At 40.0% G+C, this 16,318-nt stretch carries 16 protein-coding genes; 3 read left to right on the top strand and 13 right to left on the bottom strand.

What is annotated here, in order from left to right:
* Nucleotides 1-87 precede the first annotated feature (87 nt).
* From MHH86_RS14740 to MHH86_RS14725, 4 genes are all read right to left on the bottom strand, one after another.
* Nucleotides 88-1,089, bottom strand: a complete 1,002-nt coding sequence (locus tag MHH86_RS14740; protein ID WP_038570849.1) for a HAMP domain-containing sensor histidine kinase — start codon at nucleotides 1,087-1,089, stop codon at nucleotides 88-90.
* Nucleotide 1,090: 1 nt separating this feature from the next.
* Nucleotides 1,091-1,774: a response regulator transcription factor gene (locus tag MHH86_RS14735; protein ID WP_036678046.1), complete on the bottom strand. Its 684-nt coding sequence runs from the start codon at nucleotides 1,772-1,774 to the stop codon at nucleotides 1,091-1,093.
* A gap of 35 nt (nucleotides 1,775-1,809) precedes the next feature.
* On the bottom strand, nucleotides 1,810-2,610 hold the full coding sequence (locus MHH86_RS14730; protein WP_076099297.1) for a GNAT family N-acetyltransferase: 801 nt from the start codon (nucleotides 2,608-2,610) through the stop codon (nucleotides 1,810-1,812).
* Nucleotides 2,611-2,820: 210 nt separating this feature from the next.
* The gene (locus MHH86_RS14725; protein WP_076215439.1) at nucleotides 2,821-3,588 is read right to left on the bottom strand and encodes an SDR family NAD(P)-dependent oxidoreductase; all 768 of its coding nucleotides are present in this window, start codon (nucleotides 3,586-3,588) and stop codon (nucleotides 2,821-2,823) included.
* A 258-nt stretch (nucleotides 3,589-3,846) separates the two neighbouring features.
* Between MHH86_RS14725 and MHH86_RS14720 the strand changes: the two genes are divergently transcribed.
* Nucleotides 3,847-4,455, top strand: coding sequence for a TetR/AcrR family transcriptional regulator (locus MHH86_RS14720; RefSeq protein ID WP_038570842.1), 609 nt, complete (start codon nucleotides 3,847-3,849; stop codon nucleotides 4,453-4,455).
* Nucleotides 4,456-4,558: 103 nt separating this feature from the next.
* Here MHH86_RS14720 and MHH86_RS14715 read toward each other — a convergent pair whose 3' ends face one another.
* The 6 genes from MHH86_RS14715 to MHH86_RS14690 all read right to left on the bottom strand — a co-directional run bounded on the left by MHH86_RS14715 (nucleotide 4,559) and on the right by MHH86_RS14690 (nucleotide 9,591).
* Nucleotides 4,559-4,876, bottom strand: a complete 318-nt coding sequence (locus MHH86_RS14715; protein WP_036678055.1) for an iron-sulfur cluster biosynthesis family protein — start codon at nucleotides 4,874-4,876, stop codon at nucleotides 4,559-4,561.
* A gap of 32 nt (nucleotides 4,877-4,908) precedes the next feature.
* On the bottom strand, nucleotides 4,909-6,588 hold the full coding sequence (gene ilvB, locus MHH86_RS14710; protein ID WP_038570837.1) for a biosynthetic-type acetolactate synthase large subunit: 1,680 nt from the start codon (nucleotides 6,586-6,588) through the stop codon (nucleotides 4,909-4,911).
* Between the two features lie 201 nt (nucleotides 6,589-6,789).
* Entirely contained in the window at nucleotides 6,790-7,248 is a 459-nt protein-coding gene (locus MHH86_RS14705) for a DMT family transporter (RefSeq protein ID WP_036678062.1), read from the bottom strand.
* A gap of 40 nt (nucleotides 7,249-7,288) precedes the next feature.
* Entirely contained in the window at nucleotides 7,289-7,714 is a 426-nt protein-coding gene (locus MHH86_RS14700; protein WP_036678064.1) for a DMT family transporter, read from the bottom strand.
* Between the two features lie 190 nt (nucleotides 7,715-7,904).
* Entirely contained in the window at nucleotides 7,905-8,306 is a 402-nt protein-coding gene (locus MHH86_RS14695) for an NUDIX domain-containing protein (RefSeq protein WP_036678067.1), read from the bottom strand.
* 55 nt (nucleotides 8,307-8,361) lie between these two features.
* Entirely contained in the window at nucleotides 8,362-9,591 is a 1,230-nt protein-coding gene (locus tag MHH86_RS14690; RefSeq protein ID WP_036678069.1) for an MFS transporter, read from the bottom strand.
* Between the two features lie 133 nt (nucleotides 9,592-9,724).
* Between MHH86_RS14690 and MHH86_RS14685 the strand changes: the two genes are divergently transcribed.
* Nucleotides 9,725-10,621 (top strand): LysR substrate-binding domain-containing protein, encoded by an 897-nt coding sequence (locus MHH86_RS14685; protein ID WP_076316221.1) that lies wholly within the window; start codon nucleotides 9,725-9,727, stop codon nucleotides 10,619-10,621.
* Between the two features lie 26 nt (nucleotides 10,622-10,647).
* Here MHH86_RS14685 and MHH86_RS14680 read toward each other — a convergent pair whose 3' ends face one another.
* Complete coding sequence (locus tag MHH86_RS14680) at nucleotides 10,648-12,411, bottom strand: ABC transporter ATP-binding protein (protein ID WP_076316220.1); 1,764 nt, start codon at nucleotides 12,409-12,411, stop codon at nucleotides 10,648-10,650.
* Nucleotides 12,404-13,945, bottom strand: coding sequence for an ABC transporter ATP-binding protein (locus MHH86_RS14675; RefSeq protein WP_076316219.1), 1,542 nt, complete (start codon nucleotides 13,943-13,945; stop codon nucleotides 12,404-12,406). Before MHH86_RS14675 ends, MHH86_RS14680 begins: the two co-directional genes overlap by 8 nt.
* Before the next feature lie 330 nt (nucleotides 13,946-14,275).
* Between MHH86_RS14675 and MHH86_RS14670 the strand changes: the two genes are divergently transcribed.
* Nucleotides 14,276-15,076, top strand: a complete 801-nt coding sequence (locus MHH86_RS14670) for a polysaccharide deacetylase family protein (RefSeq protein ID WP_076316218.1) — start codon at nucleotides 14,276-14,278, stop codon at nucleotides 15,074-15,076.
* 74 nt (nucleotides 15,077-15,150) lie between these two features.
* On the opposite strand, the gene MHH86_RS14665 is transcribed toward MHH86_RS14670, so the two are convergent.
* Nucleotides 15,151-16,293 (bottom strand): copper amine oxidase N-terminal domain-containing protein, encoded by a 1,143-nt coding sequence (locus MHH86_RS14665; RefSeq protein ID WP_076316217.1) that lies wholly within the window; start codon nucleotides 16,291-16,293, stop codon nucleotides 15,151-15,153.
* Nucleotides 16,294-16,318 lie beyond the last annotated feature (25 nt).

Below are 16,318 nucleotides of genomic sequence, written 5' to 3'. Positions count from 1 at the left end.
CTCCATTTGTTGATGAGATCAGTATATCTGTCTACAATGACTCTCCAGTGACTCTTAAGTGACATTCTAGTCACTAAGCTATAAGTGTTAAATCACTTGCTTGTAAAATTTGATCTGAAATTGTGTACCCTTCCCTACTTCACTCATCACATCAATCGTTCCGTTTTGTTCAGTGATAATACTTTGCGCCAAGGCAAGTCCAATTCCAATGCTGTCTTCGTTTGCATTTGTCCCCTTGTAGAATCGTTTGAAAATATAGGGGATCTCTGCCTTAGGAATTCCTTTGCCATTATCAGTAATGACAATTTCCGTGAACAGCGTGTTTTCTGCAAAAGAAATCGTGATCACTCCCCCAGCAGGTGTATGCTCTACACAGTTTTTCAGAATATTAATCATCGCCTCAGTTGTCCAATTGTAATCGCCTATGAATGAGGTAGCGTCTTCTCCTTCGATTTGGATCCGTTGCTCCTTAATATCCATTGGAATCAGTATGGGCTCCATAGATTTCTGAACAAGCCTCTTTACTTTTATTGAATCTTTTTTAAATTGAATGGTTCCGGCATCGATCTTTGAGAACTTTAATAATGAAGAAACCAGCCAGCCAATCCGATCGAGCTGAAGACTGATTTTCCGCGTAAATTCCATTCTTTTCTCAACGTTCAGTTCAGGGTCGCTTAATAAATCTGCCATCACGGTCATGGAGGTAAGTGGTGTTTTGAGCTGATGGGAGATGTCGGAGATCGCATTGGTAAGCTTTATTTTATCCTCTTGCAACAGCAAACGCTGCTCCGATAACATCAACGTCACCTTATAAATATCATTTTTCAGAATACTAAGCTCGCCTTCCTGATTATCACGAACATCGAGCGAATAATTACCGCTGCTAATTTGACGTAGATACCCTGAAAGCTTCTCAATTTCGCGGTATCTCCAGCGGGTAAATAATAAACAACAACCTATAAGCAGAACTGAAGTTACCGCCGTGATCCCCATCGCCCCTGATGAAATAAATGCCGTTACTATAATCGCCAGAAGGCTGATCGTAGACATCGTTAGTAATAACCATCTAAATTCTTTGTTACGTAACATCCTAATCACCAACCTTATACCCTAAACCGCGTACTGTTTTGATTAAGGTGGGCTCTTGCGGGTTATCCTCTAACTTTTCCCGTAAGCGTTTAATATACACAGACAATGTATTATCATTTACAAATTCTCCGGCGACATCCCAAATCCGCTCTAACAATTGATTTCTGGAAAGGACTTGTCCCACATGATTAGCAAATATCAGAAGCAGACGATATTCTAATGCTGTTAGCAGAACTTCATTGCCGTTCTTATACACTTTTCCTTCTAGCGTATTAATCCGTACATTCTCTAGTTCAAAATTAGACGGGGTCTGAGCCTGCTTGTTATATCTCCTTAACACCGATTTAATGCGTGATAACAGCTCACGAATCCGAAATGGCTTAGTTATGTAATCGTCTGCTCCCATATCAAGTCCCATCACTACATTGACCTCATCATCAATCGCAGTTAAAAAGATGACCGGAATATCGCTCCGCTCCTTCACGATCTTACACAGATCATATCCGCTGCCATCCGGTAGAGAGAGATCAAAAATGCAAAGTGTTACTTCAGATATCTGCTCCGCCAACACCCTCCTAGCAGAGGTTGCATCATAACATAAAATAGTTTCAAAATGATCCTGCTGCAAGGAATATTCAAGTCCTGACGCAATGGTTCTATCGTCCTCTACGAGCAATATTTTCATATATGTTCATCCTAACCTAATAATTTGCGAAACCGTCATATTGAAAAAGCGCTACACTTATATTGATGAATTTGCTGAAATCCTAAACGAAGAGCTAGCTTTTGGGAAGCTTCATTATCTAATGAACAGTCCCAATAAGGTGTAAAACCATTTGCAAGTATATCTCCCGCTACTAAAGCCGCTAAATGGGTCCCCACTCCTCTATTCTGATACTTGGAGAGGGTTTCAATTCCGATAGCATGAGTATCCACAGTAACGAAACTAGAATAACATACACCAATGATCTCAGCTCCCTCAATAGCAGCATATCCATAGCCTGTTGCCTTAAAGCCTTTTTTCGATGACCAGAATAAATCAATATTCTCATGTACAAATTCCATGTGCTTTAAATCTAAGTTCTCCCAATCCTGTATTTTAAGATTTATAGTTCTAATCCCATTATTAAGGGACTCAGCGGGCTTGTGGAATAACTTGAACACCATTTGTTCAAAAGGATATAGCTTCCTAGAAGGAAACATCAATGCCAGATTCCATTCATCGTGTTGACCTGAGACTTCAAAATACTCCAGCCCAAGCTTTTTCATCCTCGGTGCAATATGACTGGATACATAACTATCTAAGCTTTTGATAAATATCTCATTGGTGTGATCGCCTATAATATAAAATCCTTGCATCCCCTTACTCCATACCAACGCGCTTTTCGGTGTTACAAGTTGATCTACAAAAATCCAGCCCGGATTATTTCCCTCGATGATGGAGAGAATTTCAGGATGAATAGGAGCACCTGTAAGTAACGGTTTCACTTCAATAAAATCCTGTTGAGATAATTCAAGCATATGAACACTCCTCGACAACAATTTATCTAAATAACTGAGCAATACTTAAAAGAATAATTCCCCTTTGTATATTCTATAAGATAATTCAACAGATTGCTTATTATTAAATCCGATCGGGGTATCCTAAATAAAAAAGAATTGAACCCAATGCTTAACGCACAGGCCCAATCCTTTATTTGGAGTATCCATAATGACCGAAATCAGCTTGCATTATTGACCTATCATACCACCGTCGACTGTATATAGAGAACCCGTTACGAATGAAGCCTCATCCGACAGAAGGAAGTTCATCACAGCGGCAACTTCTTGCGGTTCACCGTAGCGACCCATTGGTGTTGCAGCTTCGTTAGCTGCCTTGTATTCTTCTGCACTTCTGAAATTATTCTCAATTTTACGCATCATTTGTGTATTGATCGTTCCTGGCAGTACCGCATTAACACGAATGCCAAGTGGTGCAAGCTCATTTGCAGCTACGCGAGTCAGACCAATTACAGCATGCTTAGACATAATGTAAGGGGCCATGCCTGGTGCGCCCATGAGTCCTGCCAGAGAAGAAGTGTTCAGAATAGCACCTGAGTTTTGTTTTTTCATCACAGGAATTACATAGTGTAGTCCAAGAAATACACCACGTACATTGACGTTGTATACAAGATCAAGTGCTTTGACGTTAAGCTCTTCGATTTGACCTGCTGGACCTTCAATTCCGGCATTGTTTGCAAAATAATCAATGGCACCAAATTTTTCTACCGCTTTATTAACATAATTCTGAACGTCTTCTTCATTAGAGACATCCGCAGCTACAGCTAAAGAGTTAGATTCATTTAAGCCTAAATCTTGGATAACATTTTTTATCGCTTCTTCATTCAGATCGACAAGTACAAGATTCAGTTTACGATCAGACAATCGACGGGCAAGCTCCTTACCGATTCCTCCTGCAGCTCCAGTAATTACAGCAGTTTTTACATATGATTCACTCATTGTATATTCGCATCCTTTGTTATGAATTGGCTATATATTATAGTCTTAGGAGATGAGATAACCTATCTCTATTACTAGAGTACACCCCATTAGTTAATCTGTTCAATAATCAGAATTTTAATCAATGTCGCCTAACCAACAGAACTGATCTCTGTGTTTACTTATGTCTAAATCTTGAACATTGGCTGATCTTTTGTTACTTTTAAAGTAAGAATTATAAATGAACGATAAAAAGATCATAGCTGGGGGTAGTTTTTTTTGATACAGGAAGAGCATGAAGACAGAAGAACCAGAAGAACACGCCAAGCTCTGAAATCTGCATTCGTTGAACTAATATTGGAAAATAGTTATGATTCAGTTACGATATTGGACGTGACTAATCGAGCGGATTACAATCGAGGGACTTTTTATAAGCATTTTGAGAGTAAAGAGGCTTTGCTTAAGGAAATACATGATGAATTTCTACAGGGCATAGGTGAAGCGCTAATAGACCCTTATGAGGGATTGGATCGTATTGAGGCAACAGAGGTTTTCCCTTCCATTTTGCAATTGTTCGAATATATTGAGGGGCATAAAGCTGAGTTTTTGGCCTTATCCGCAGTGGAACGAGGGAAAATGACTGTTGAACTGTTCGACCGTTTACGGGAATCCATGCGTGAGGATATGCGTATTGAGATAGAAGCTGATGCTGCTCCCGTGGATTATGAAATTATGTTGAGTTACCAAATGTCTGCTACAGTAGGTGTCATTATGCACTGGGCTGAAGTCAATTTCAAATATTCGGCGAGCTATATGGCAGAACAGTTAATTACACTGGTTAACAGCAAAATAGACCATATAGCGTTTATGAAAAAATCAAATGGATAAGAAACGAAACGCAAGCAGCTAATACGGAAACAAAAATTCAAGAAACCAGAGCATTGAGAGATGATCTCAAATGCTCTGGTTTTTTAGTGTAGCAGTGCTATACTCAGCGAATATCTTTTACTCGAATATTATTTCCTAACAGACTGGCATCACTACTTAATTTAAATGTAGGGTAATTTGCATCTGCTTCAAGTCGCATCTGTTCATCAAATAAAGATTCCTGTTGACGATCAACAAAAAATGTAAAAGGCTCTTTCTGAATTTCAATATCTGTAGCATAGGGTTCACTAATGATCTGAATTACGATCACGCCATTACAACCACAACCCTCTGTATCGAAGAACAATTTAAAATCACCTGGCCGTTCCCCAAGGTTCTCTTTTAACTTATCTACTGTTAGTGCGTTTAGTTCTATGTGCATAAGATACTCTACTCCTTATTTTGTAATTTAGACTACCCTTCAATCGATTCATCGTTGCTTGCCCCAGGCGGGACAATTGGATAGACATTTGTTTCTTCGATGACATCAAATTCCATAATAGCAGGACCTTCGGTATTCATAGCATGTTGGATTATGGCTTTAGCCTCTTCTTTAGTGCTGGCTTGATAACCTTGTGCACCAAAGGATTTAGCGAGTGCGGCAAAGTCAGGTGAACTAATCTGTACGGCTGAGTATCTTTTGTTCAAGAATAGTTCCTGCCACTGACGCACCATTCCTAAATAACCATTTTTCAAAATAACTACTTTTACATTGAGCTGCAAATCTACAGCTGTCATGATTTCCTGCATATTCATTTGAAAGCTTCCATCCCCACTTATACATACAACCTGCCGTTCCGGAAAAGCAACTGCTGCTCCAATAGCTGCAGGAAACCCGTAACCCATAGTACCCAATCCTCCAGAGGTTAGAAAGGTACGCGGCTTTTTAAAATTATAGTGATGTGCTGTCCAGATTTGATGTTGTCCTACATCCGTGGAAATAATAGCATCGGAGACAGTTGCATGATCAACGTACCGAATAACGTCTTGAGGTGTCAATCTCGATTCATGATGATCTCTAAATGGTTGAATTGGACATCTGCTCCATTTATTGATCTGGTCATGCCATTCAGGAATCTTTCTATCTGATAAGCGATTAAGCATTTCCTGTAATACGTTTGTTATAGAATCACAAAGAGCTAGATCCATCTCTATATTTTTATCAAATTCAGCTTCATCTATGTCCACTTGGATTTTATACGAATGAGGAGAGAACGCTCTGCGTTTTCCTGTTACACGATCACTAAATCTGACGCCGAGACAAACTAGAACATCAGCTGCTTGTATAGCGCGGTTCGCGGCCACCGTTCCATGCATACCTACCATTCCTAAGTGCAATGGATGATCAGATGGAAACGCCCCTATACCCATCAGAGTAGAAGCAACTGGAAGATCGAGGCGTTCTGCCAAATTAAGCAATAAGGAAGGGGTTTCACCTGCTACACATCCCCCGCCGATCAATAGTAAGGGTCTGGCAGCATTCCGAAGTTTCTCCGCCATCGTATCCAAGTCATTCCCATTAGACTGATTAGCAACTGAATATCCACGAATAGAAACAAATGATTGTTGTTCGGGAATTTCGTATATTATTGGAGTTGTGTCCATCATAACATTTTTAGGCAGATCAATAAGAACTGGGCCAGGACGTCCTGTAGTTGCCAAATAAAAAGCTTCATCAATGATGCGTGGGAGATCACTCTTATTCATTACTATGTAATTATGCTTCGTGATGGACATGGTCATGCCATAAATATCAACCTCCTGAAAGCTGTCTAATCCAATCATATCCGTGGGGACCTGACCAGTTAGTACAATCAGTGGAATGGAGTCCATAAAAGCTGTCGCTATCCCAGTTATAGCATTGGTGGCTCCAGGACCACTAGTTACGAGTGTAACGCCTACACTTCCTGTCGCTCTCGCGTAACCATCTGCGGCATGTACTGCAGCCTGTTCATGCCGTACTAAAATATGCTCTAATCCTTCACAATCGAACAATGCATCATATACAGGCAGTACAGCCCCACCGGGGTAACCAAAAATCGTTGAAATACCCTTCCTCAATAACAAGTCTACTAACAATTCTGCTCCCGACATTAGATAATTTCTCCTTTCCTTCTATGCTCCAGATTTACTGCTTTGGCAAAGTATAAATCGATTTTCTTCTCCTCTCGTGTGACTGCCATCACTTCTAATTTGACAGTCATGCGTCCGAGAATAGGTTATTCATAACAAAAAAAAGCATGAACCCTATGGGTCCACGCTTACAAATTTATTAGCTCTATTTAGAGGATTGATTTAAGCCGACTTTTGAGTCTCCCGGGCACCGCCTAGCTTAAACACTAGAATACCGCCAACAATCACAAGTACTCCGACCAACTGCTTCCAAGTGAAAGGAACCTTCTCAAGCCCTAACCAGCCGAGGGAATCCCACAATAAAGCGAATCCAAGCTGAGAGATTAACACGATAGAGATCGCATAGGTTGGTCCAAGCCGCTTGGTCCCTTGCACGAGACAGATTACAACTCCCACTCCGATCAATCCGCTGATCCAATACCAGGGCTCCATGTTTCGCAAAGTAAATATACGGTTGCCTTCAAAGATAAGACTCATGATAAAAGAAGCCAGAAATCCCATGCCTAACACTAATGTCGTTGTAGCCCAAGATCCAACCTTCTCATTAACCTTCGTATTAAATATATTTTGCAGGCTCACTAGTGAGCCCGCGATAAGCGCTAATATCAAACCTATAATCATAACTTCACTCCTCCATTTATCGATTGTCCATCAGGATCATTTAGAATTTCAGGATCACGACGCCAGCAATCATTAACGCGATACCGATAAATTGTGGCAGTCTCATCTTTCGTTTTTCCATCCCGAACCAGCCTTTAATATCGATGATGAAGGTCAAGCATAGCTGAGCAATCAGCAATGTGGATATCGTAAACGTTACACCAATCTGCTGAATAGCTGTTACCTCACTGAAAATAATGACTGCGGCAAAGGCGCCGCCAATCAAATATAAAGGTTTTACCTGTTTAAAGCCCTGTGATTTGCCATCTCGGACGAACAGCAGGATTAATAAGGACATTATAAACCCAGTTAGCTGTGTAATTGTCGCAGCTTGCCAAGTCCCAATATCTTGACTAATTCGAGCATTAGATACTCCTTGCAGAGTGATACAAGCCCCCGCTAAAAACGCAAATATAATTCCTCTCATTTCTCTCTCTCCTCAACTTCGATCTCTTACATATTAAAAAGCAATTCAGGCCTTTAAAAAAGGACATCTGTCCTAAACCAAAATAAACAATGTTGTTGACCCTATAAGCCTTTCGTCTGTTTTCAAAAAAAAGACCGCCTCAAGCCATCTCTTAGGCTTAAAACGGGCTTTCAGAACTTTAAATTGTAGATTAGGAAAGTAATTTATGCTCATGCAATTGATCAAAAATGATCTGTGTAACGACTGAAACACGATTTCGATCCTTATAAGATAACCAGGATAACTCATCAATTTCCGACGCAGGACTAAGTGAACCTTCAAAATCCGCGATATAACATGTCATTTTAACTATTACGCCTTCCTCTTTACCGTGAGCTTCCGCTTCAAAGGTTCCAAAATAGGAGATGGTTTCTGGTTTAATACGAACAGAGATCTCTTCCTCGATTTCGCGCACGAGCGTCTCCTCGTCTGTTTCTCCAGCTTCTCTTTTTCCTCCAGGCAAATAATAGGTATCTTTCCCTGTGGAACGCGCACACAAAACTTGTCCATTCTGAATATGAATCCATGCAATTTTATCAATGATAGTAGTCATACAGTTCTCCCCATATTTTTTCTGATAATTATATCATACAGCCAAGACCATCTATTTATACAACGTCTATATTTGATTTTTGTATGTGCAGCTTAGCTTTGGCCTGAGGTACATGATGAAGCAAATAGTACGCAGCAAGAGAAAGAAGTGTTACTCCCCCCGCAACCTCATACATCATTCGGTAATCCGTATAAGAAGCAATTAAACCCATGAAATACGAGCCCGCTCCATAACCCAAATCAAATAACAAGAAAAAGGTCCCATTCGCACTACCTCTACGATCTTTAGCCGCTAATTTAAGCGCAAGAGTCTGGAAACATGGCATAAGTGCACCATATCCAATTCCCATAATGACACCAGACATCATTAACATCAAACCAGACCGAGCTTGACTTAAACTAAGCAATCCAACTGCGAAGATTAGAATTCCGGGATAGATGAGAATATGCTCATTATATTTATCGAATACTTTACCTATAACCGGGCGAAACAATACAATCATAATTGCAAAAGCCACAAAAAAATAACCAGTAAGCTGTGATTGATGAATTTCTTTCGTAAAAGAAGCTATAAATCCAGACAAGGAGCTGTAGGAAAAAGCAAGCGTAAATCCGACAAGTGATATCGGCAAGGCTTTCGGCTCGATTACGTCTCTCCAGCGAAGCCCTTTTCGCGTCTTAGCAGGTTCCTTAACAGCTTCAATAACGTTAGCCTTATCTTCTTTTGGCATCCGAACACCTAACGTGAATAACAGCGAAAGAGCGGCAATCACACACACGCCTAACAGTAGTACATTAATATTCTCATCTTTCCAGAGAAAAAGACCCAATGCGGGTCCAATGACCATAGCAATGCTCATAAACATGCTAAAATAACCGATGCCTTCTCCTTGACGTGAATAAGGAATTAGCGTCGAGGCTATTGTACTAGTAGCTGTCGAGGCAACAGCATAACTCATTCCGTGAAGGAAACGAATTACCAGGAATAATACAATTCCATTAGATCCGAAGTAACCAATACAGGCGATTAGAAATATGGTTAGCCCAATAACCGCCATTTTCTTTTTGCCGAATTTATCGACCCATTGTCCCGAAAAAGGACGGATCAATACTCCCCCTATTACATAGATAGTAATCGCTAACCCCATTTGCTGCTGATTCCCGTGTAAGCTTTCCTTAACGTATAACGGGAATGCAGTTGCCAGAATGTAAAAGGTCAGGAACATAAAAAAACTACTTAAGCAAACAACAATAAAATTCCGGGTCCATATTTTCTCTCTAATCACAACAGACTCTCTCCATCCTACCTATAACTTTTTATATGTTACAATAGTATAGGACTGAAAATTAATTAAGTAAAATACATATTATATGATCGATAGATCACATTAGAGTTATAAGTAAAGTGAGGTTTTTGTTATGGAATTCCTTCAGCTTCAATATTTCCAGGCAGTTGCACGCCATGAACACATGACTAAGGCCGCAAAAGAATTAAATGTATCTCAGCCCTCCCTTAGTAATTCCATACAGCGTTTAGAGAAAAACTTAGGTGTTCCCTTATTCGAGCGACAAGGCAGAAATATAAAATTGAACGAATTCGGCAAAACCTATCTGCAACGTGTCGAGCAAGCTTTTATGGAACTTGAAGAAGGACAGCGTGAGCTCACAGATATGGCTGGACTTGAACATGGTGTAATTTCTATTGCGGCCACACTCCCGTATGTATTGCCCACTTTACTAAAAGAATTTCTTACCCTTCATCCGCATGTACGGATTATCCAACGCCAGCTTGGCTCTGCGTTAGAAATGAGAAATGATTTAGAGAGTGCAGCGATTGATTTTTGCATATCATCTACACCTGTTACTGGACCAGATATCGAGTGGCATACCTTAGCAGAAGAAGAATTATGTTTAACTGTGCCCAAGAATCATCGCTTTGCTAATCGAAAGAGTATTTCTTTGATAGAAGCTGCAGGTGAGAATTTCATTTCTTTATCTTCTAGATATAATTTCCGTGAAATTTCAGATGAATTTTGCCGACAAGCTGGATTTGAACCTCAAATTACGTTCGAGCTTGAAGAAGTAAGCGCCATTCAAACCCTAGTAGAACTGGGACTAGGAATCACCTTCACCCTCCCTCTCTCCTTAGGCAGAAGAAGTCAAAATACAGAAATTGTTCAATTAAAAATAACAGAACCACTATGTCAACGCTCTTTTGGCATCGCATGGAGCAGAAAGCACTTTTTATCGCAAGCAGCTATACATTTCCGGAAATTTGCTGTGGATTTTTTTAGTAAACCTCATGAATATAATTAACGTGAAAACTACTATGCTAAGCATTTTTAGTTATACCAAGATGATTGCAAAGCGTACATATCTGCATAAATCCCTTTATTATTTATTAAGTCTTGATGCTGCCCCACTTCAGCTATACTTCCATTATCAATAACATAGATCGTATCAACATTTTTCGCCCAGCCCAGTCTATGTGAAATGAAGATGGCAGCTTTATCTTGGCAGATATCTAATAATTGTGTATAGATCTGCATCTCAGCATTCGGATCAATCGCAGAAGTAGGTTCGTCAAACACTAGAAGATCCGCATCATTATATAACGCACGCGCAATCGCCAGCTTTTGCCACTGTCCGCCTGATAGCTGCCTGCTTCCTTCAAGCATTTGACCTAACCTAACATCTAGTCCCCCTAATTCGTAAAACAAATCCATCAGCTCACATTTTTCCAGAATACTTAGTATTTTCACATCGTCCGGCGAAGATTTGGCATCACCCAACAGGATGTTTTCTCTTAGTGTCATTTCGAATTTAATAGAATGCTGGTAAACGACGGATACTTTACCTTGAGGTTCTGGACGGTCTTTCCAGTAAATAGATCCAGAACTAGCAGTGTACTGCCCTAATAACAATTTGATCAAGGTAGACTTTCCTGCTCCATTTTCTCCAACGATGGCTATTTTCTCACCGGGCTTTATGACCATATTGATGTTAGATAAAACATACTTACTGGATTTGGCGTATTTAAAATAGACATTTGAAACGGTAATAGGAAGCATAGCTTCAGAGCTGTTATTGATATTATTTTTTCGGAAATCTCTATTTTTATAGGTAAGCACTTCATTTAAGTCATATAATTTACTGCTGCTGATGTAAAGCTTGCTTAGCGGCCAGGTCAAACTCATGATTTTACCACCACAGGTTAACAAAGCCAGAAATAACACTGAGATTGTCCCCACAGTAACTGTATTTGACTCCCCCATTTTACTTAACAGATAGATCAATACGATAAAAATAGCACTCGTCTGAACCATAGCCACAATCATCCCTGTTTTGATCTCGAATTTCCTGGCACTATACCTTTTATCATGCTGCTTTTTCATAAGCTTTGCCCAGAGATCCGTAAAATAGGAGATAGAGTTATAGATTCGCATTTCCCTAATCGCATTAGGATCTTCCAAAGTTACAGCTAGATAATCTCCCATTCTTCCGTCAAAAGTAAGCTCTCGCCCTGTTCTTCTAACTTTAATCTCTGTAAACATTCGAAAAGATAAAGTAGATACGATCATTAAACCCACCACCAGTGTGACTAAAAAATATCCACTTGTAGCCGATAACCAGATGATACTTATAAGTCCTGAGACATTCCCTACACTGGACAGCAAAAAACCAGTAATTCCCTCTAAATCTTCTCCAACTATTGTTTTAGCTCTTTGCAGCTTGTTCCCAAACTCTTCATCATCAAAATCCTCAAAGTCAACTTGGTTTGCAATATCTATCAGCTCGGATTGGAAAGCGAGAGTTAGTTCCGCATTCATTCGACTTTTCATTATGTTGGTTATACTCACTGAACAGGCTTGTACCCCATGAATTAAAACAAACCATAGAATCGGAAGAAAGGTTATCGCACCAGCAGCTACTGCATTAATGATATGAACTTGAACAGAATACGAGTAAAAAGTTAATAATCCACTGATTATAGGAACTATGATCGTTATTGTTGAGATTACGGGACTTTTTCCAATCATCCGTGCCAGTATCGTTAAAATATTCTTAAGGTCTCTTCTCAGCAGAATCTCTCCTTTCTCAGCCATATAAAGAGGACTGGCGGTTAAACATTCCCCTGTACTTACCATCCAACTTCATTAATTCTTCATGTGTTCCACTTTCAACGATTTCTCCATGCTCAAACAGAAAAATTCTATCAACAAATTTGGACATATATAGCCGATGTGTCACAATAATGGAGGTCTGCTGCTCTCCTAATTTCATAAAGGTTTCAAACGCCTGCTGTTCCGCGTAAGGATCGAGGGCTGCAGTAGGTTCATCAAAAATCGTAAGCGAGCCGTTGTTGAGATAAGCACGTGCAATCGCAAGTCTTTGCCATTGTCCACCAGACAGATCGATCCCCCCAAACTGTGGACCTACTAAAGTGTCCAACGCAACACCATAAGAATCGGCTTCTGCTTTTCTCATCGCAGCTAATAATCTTGAATCGTTATACATGGCAGCAATATTCCCCATGGCTATGTTTTCTCGAATTGGTCTATGTAATTTAGTGAAGTCCTGAAATACAACTCTCACACCCTTTGTGACGTTATGAGCCAAAACTTCCTGCTCTCCATTAAACCACTGGATGTTTCCCGCTGTTGGATGATATAACCCTGCTATTAGCTTGATGAGCGTGGATTTTCCTGAACCATTCTCACCTACAAAAGCAACTCGTTCACCAGGTTTGAGGGTCATGTTTATATTTTTAAGCGTGTCCTGTGCATTGGTTGCATAACGATAATTCAACTGCTGAATTGTGATCTGCATCGCATCGGTATTCCTTATGGAATCTTCCGGATCTCTTTGAACTTGCTCTTCAAGTTCCAAATACGCACTATACTCATTGAAGCGCAAGCGACTTTTGGTCAGATCAGAATACATCCTTGATAGTGCAGGAATGACAATAAATAATTGACTAGATATCTGAAGTAATAATACGAAAAGTCCGGCGCTCTGCCCGCTACCTCCAAGCGTAATTGCTAAAATAGCAATCGTAAGCCCGTTTAATAAAGTCATTATTATACTTTGGGAGAAGCTTAAGGTCTCAGATAAAATAACTTTTCGGTGCATTTGTTTGAAATTTCCATTGAAGAGCTCTTTCATTGTGGTAACCAAGTAGGAGGACATTCCGTACATTCTTACTTCCGGGAGGGTATTTCTACTAACCAGCAAATCAACGATATAATTAATCATTCGTATAGAGGAGGTTTGATTCGCTGAAATGGCCTCTACTTTCCGAGACATCCATCTCATGAGGTAAAGCTGCAGAATTTGTACAACTAAAATGAACACTGCCAGGATATAAAAGCCATAACAGGATAGAACTACGATTAGTGCGATTAATGTTATAAAGTGGATTGTCACTCCGGTCCATTGATCTAATAAATCGATCAGGGAAAGCCGTTTTGCTTTTTCTCTAATCGTTTTTGTTGCGGGGTCTTCCAATAAAGCCGTCGATAATTTAGAGGTCTTAGCCAAAATACTATGTTCCAGTTCATAAATACTGGTTGCCGTTAAATTGGTTACAGAAATGGCTCGAAGAGAACCATTGATGCCAGCCAGATATAAAATTAACATCAGTGAACTTACCAATAGTAAGATATGTAGGTAGGCGTTAGTCGTGAAGTTCTGAATGAGGTCAACCACATATTTCGTTATGAACAGCTCTGCAAATAGAATTGGTGGGCTCAGCAGGTTAGTGATAAAATATAAAAGTGAGTTTCTTTTGTCTTTTACATAGAGTAGTTTTACAACGTAGAGAAAGTCAGGCAGATAGCATCTCTCCTTAAGTGTATATTTTTCACTGAAAACTCTTTCATTTTTAAACGTGGAATCTGATTATAACGTTAATTGTTTATAATTGGAAGAAGTAATTTCGAGATTACCAAATTATAGGAGTGTGAATTCATGAAACTTCAATTCAACTTATTCCCAGGCGGATTATCTAAGGCGCTCACTATGAGCTATGATGACGGCCAGAAACACGATATCCGCTTGGCTGGTATTTTTGATCAATATGGAATCAAAGGGACCTTCCATTTAAATAGTGCAATGATCAATGCACCTGGGTTCTTATCGCCCGCTGATGTTAAGCATTCGCTCAGGAATCATGAAGTGTCCGCCCATTCCGTTACTCACCCACATCTAGAGCGTCTTCCTTTACCGATGGTAATTGAAGAGCTGTTCGAAGACCGTAAACGATTGGAAAAGCTGGTGGATTATCCAGTGCGAGGCATGTCCTACCCCTACGGTACATACTTTCAGGAGATAATTGCACCACTTCAGTCCGTTGGAATTGAATACAGCCGCACTGTTCACTCTACTAAACAATTTGATATGCCTCTTAATTTCATGGAATGGCATCCAACCTGCCACCATATTGAAGATCTGCATCAGGTTTGGGAGCGATTCACAATGGAAGGACCCTCCCAGAAACTAAGACTCTGCTATGTTTGGGGCCATAGCTATGAGTTCGCACAGCAGAACAATTGGGAGCTAATCGAAACTTTTTGCCAACAAGCAGGTGGACATTCAGATATTTGGTACGCTACTAATATTGAGATTTATGATTATGTCACTGCCCTGTATTCACTGAAATTAAGTGCCGACAAAACGATTATCCGCAACAATTCTGCCATAGATGTTTGGGTATCTATAAATGATCAACCCGTTCAGATTAAGGGTGGAAGTATGATGACAACGAAATAATCATAAATACATAAAAAAGAGCGATGTTCAACATCGCTCTTTTTTTGTACTAATTATATTGATGTGCTTCCGAATTATTTCGCTTGAAGTGTATATGTCACTGTTTTTGCTTTTTCTTCAAGGATTGGCGTATAGGTGAATGTCAGTACATTCCCCTTACGGCTTTTCATCCCTAACATTCTGCTCAGAATGTATTGATCTCTGCCATCATTTACTTTATCCCATTCTTTACGATCCTCACTAGTAATCAGTTGTTCACTGAGATTGACGATTTCTCCTGTACTGCTGTAGACAATATATAATTGAGTTGTATCTAATAAGCGAACGAGTGCCACATCCTCCGCGGCGTACTCCACTATGAAATCACCGGTTGCCCCGGTTAATTTCTCCATCTCAAACAACTTGCCCAAACCGCCATCCTTAGTAATATACTGAACGTTCTTCCCATCGGTCATATACACCTGAGTGGAAGGCACTTGAGGCGCGTGTGGATAAGCCGGAATCATATATTGATAATCCATTTGCTTAATTATTGTACCTGCTTGAACTAGTACCTGATAGATGCTGTTGAAATCATAAAACATTGCATAATGATTGTCCGTTAATTGAAGTAAGTCCGTGCCATTTCCAAGTTTTTTAATCTCAAATCCATGATTGTAAGCTGACTCCTTAAGTGGCAGTTGGCCAATAATTACTGGTTTCCCAGCTGCCGTAGCCCGGTAATATAAATTTGCGTTTTTTTGAGATATCCAATAGGATCTACCTTCTACAGAAGCAGCAACAAATCTAGGTTCATCTACGATTTGGATAACCCCATCCGTTTTATTAAACGCGGTTTTACCCCCAAGTACACTGACTGCAGAGACCAAGGGCATGTACAACGAACCTTTTATGATACGCGGAGATTTTGTTAATGCCATCGCTGCCCCGTTCACTTTTGACGTTGCAGCACCCGCGGTGAAGATGACTTCACGCTCTGGACGTACCAGCTTGGCCATTTTGGACTTTTGATCCCACGATAACGTATAACCCATAGCATCTGCAAGTGATTTCAAGGGTACAAAAGTTGTATTCTCCGCGATGAATTGTTTACTGCTGATTCCAATTTCTTTATAGTTAAATTGAATTTGCTTGTCTGCTTGCGCAGATACCGGTCCATATCCAGTACTTAAAATCAAAACGGCAAAGATCCCTAGTGTTACCTTCCATTTATTCATTTCTATCCGTCTCCTTCGACATTAT

This window comes from Paenibacillus sp. FSL F4-0097, from assembly GCF_038593125.1.
GTDB lineage: Bacteria > Bacillota > Bacilli > Paenibacillales > Paenibacillaceae > Paenibacillus_AQ > Paenibacillus_AQ odorifer.
This window is presented reverse-complemented; position numbering and strand designations above follow the sequence as displayed.

What these genes read in the sequence shown, in the direction of transcription:
- MHH86_RS14740 (WP_038570849.1), bottom strand. Translation starts at nt 1,089, where the DNA reads ATGTTACGTAACAAAGAATTTAGATGGTTATTACTAACGATGTCTACG.
- MHH86_RS14670 (WP_076316218.1), top strand. Translation starts at nt 14,276, where the DNA reads ATGAAACTTCAATTCAACTTATTCCCAGGCGGATTATCTAAGGCGCTC.
- MHH86_RS14700 (WP_036678064.1), bottom strand. Translation starts at nt 7,714, where the DNA reads ATGAGAGGAATTATATTTGCGTTTTTAGCGGGGGCTTGTATCACTCTG.
- MHH86_RS14685 (WP_076316221.1), top strand. Translation starts at nt 9,725, where the DNA reads ATGGAATTCCTTCAGCTTCAATATTTCCAGGCAGTTGCACGCCATGAA.
- MHH86_RS14715 (WP_036678055.1), bottom strand. Translation starts at nt 4,876, where the DNA reads ATGCACATAGAACTAAACGCACTAACAGTAGATAAGTTAAAAGAGAAC.
- MHH86_RS14695 (WP_036678067.1), bottom strand. Translation starts at nt 8,306, where the DNA reads ATGACTACTATCATTGATAAAATTGCATGGATTCATATTCAGAATGGA.
- MHH86_RS14705 (WP_036678062.1), bottom strand. Translation starts at nt 7,248, where the DNA reads ATGATTATAGGTTTGATATTAGCGCTTATCGCGGGCTCACTAGTGAGC.
- MHH86_RS14665 (WP_076316217.1), bottom strand. Translation starts at nt 16,293, where the DNA reads ATGAATAAATGGAAGGTAACACTAGGGATCTTTGCCGTTTTGATTTTA.
- MHH86_RS14730 (WP_076099297.1), bottom strand. Translation starts at nt 2,610, where the DNA reads ATGCTTGAATTATCTCAACAGGATTTTATTGAAGTGAAACCGTTACTT.
- MHH86_RS14675 (WP_076316219.1), bottom strand. Translation starts at nt 13,945, where the DNA reads ATGTTAATTTTATATCTGGCTGGCATCAATGGTTCTCTTCGAGCCATT.
- MHH86_RS14725 (WP_076215439.1), bottom strand. Translation starts at nt 3,588, where the DNA reads ATGAGTGAATCATATGTAAAAACTGCTGTAATTACTGGAGCTGCAGGA.
- MHH86_RS14680 (WP_076316220.1), bottom strand. Translation starts at nt 12,411, where the DNA reads ATGGCTGAGAAAGGAGAGATTCTGCTGAGAAGAGACCTTAAGAATATT.
- MHH86_RS14735 (WP_036678046.1), bottom strand. Translation starts at nt 1,774, where the DNA reads ATGAAAATATTGCTCGTAGAGGACGATAGAACCATTGCGTCAGGACTT.
- ilvB (WP_038570837.1), bottom strand. Translation starts at nt 6,588, where the DNA reads ATGTCGGGAGCAGAATTGTTAGTAGACTTGTTATTGAGGAAGGGTATT.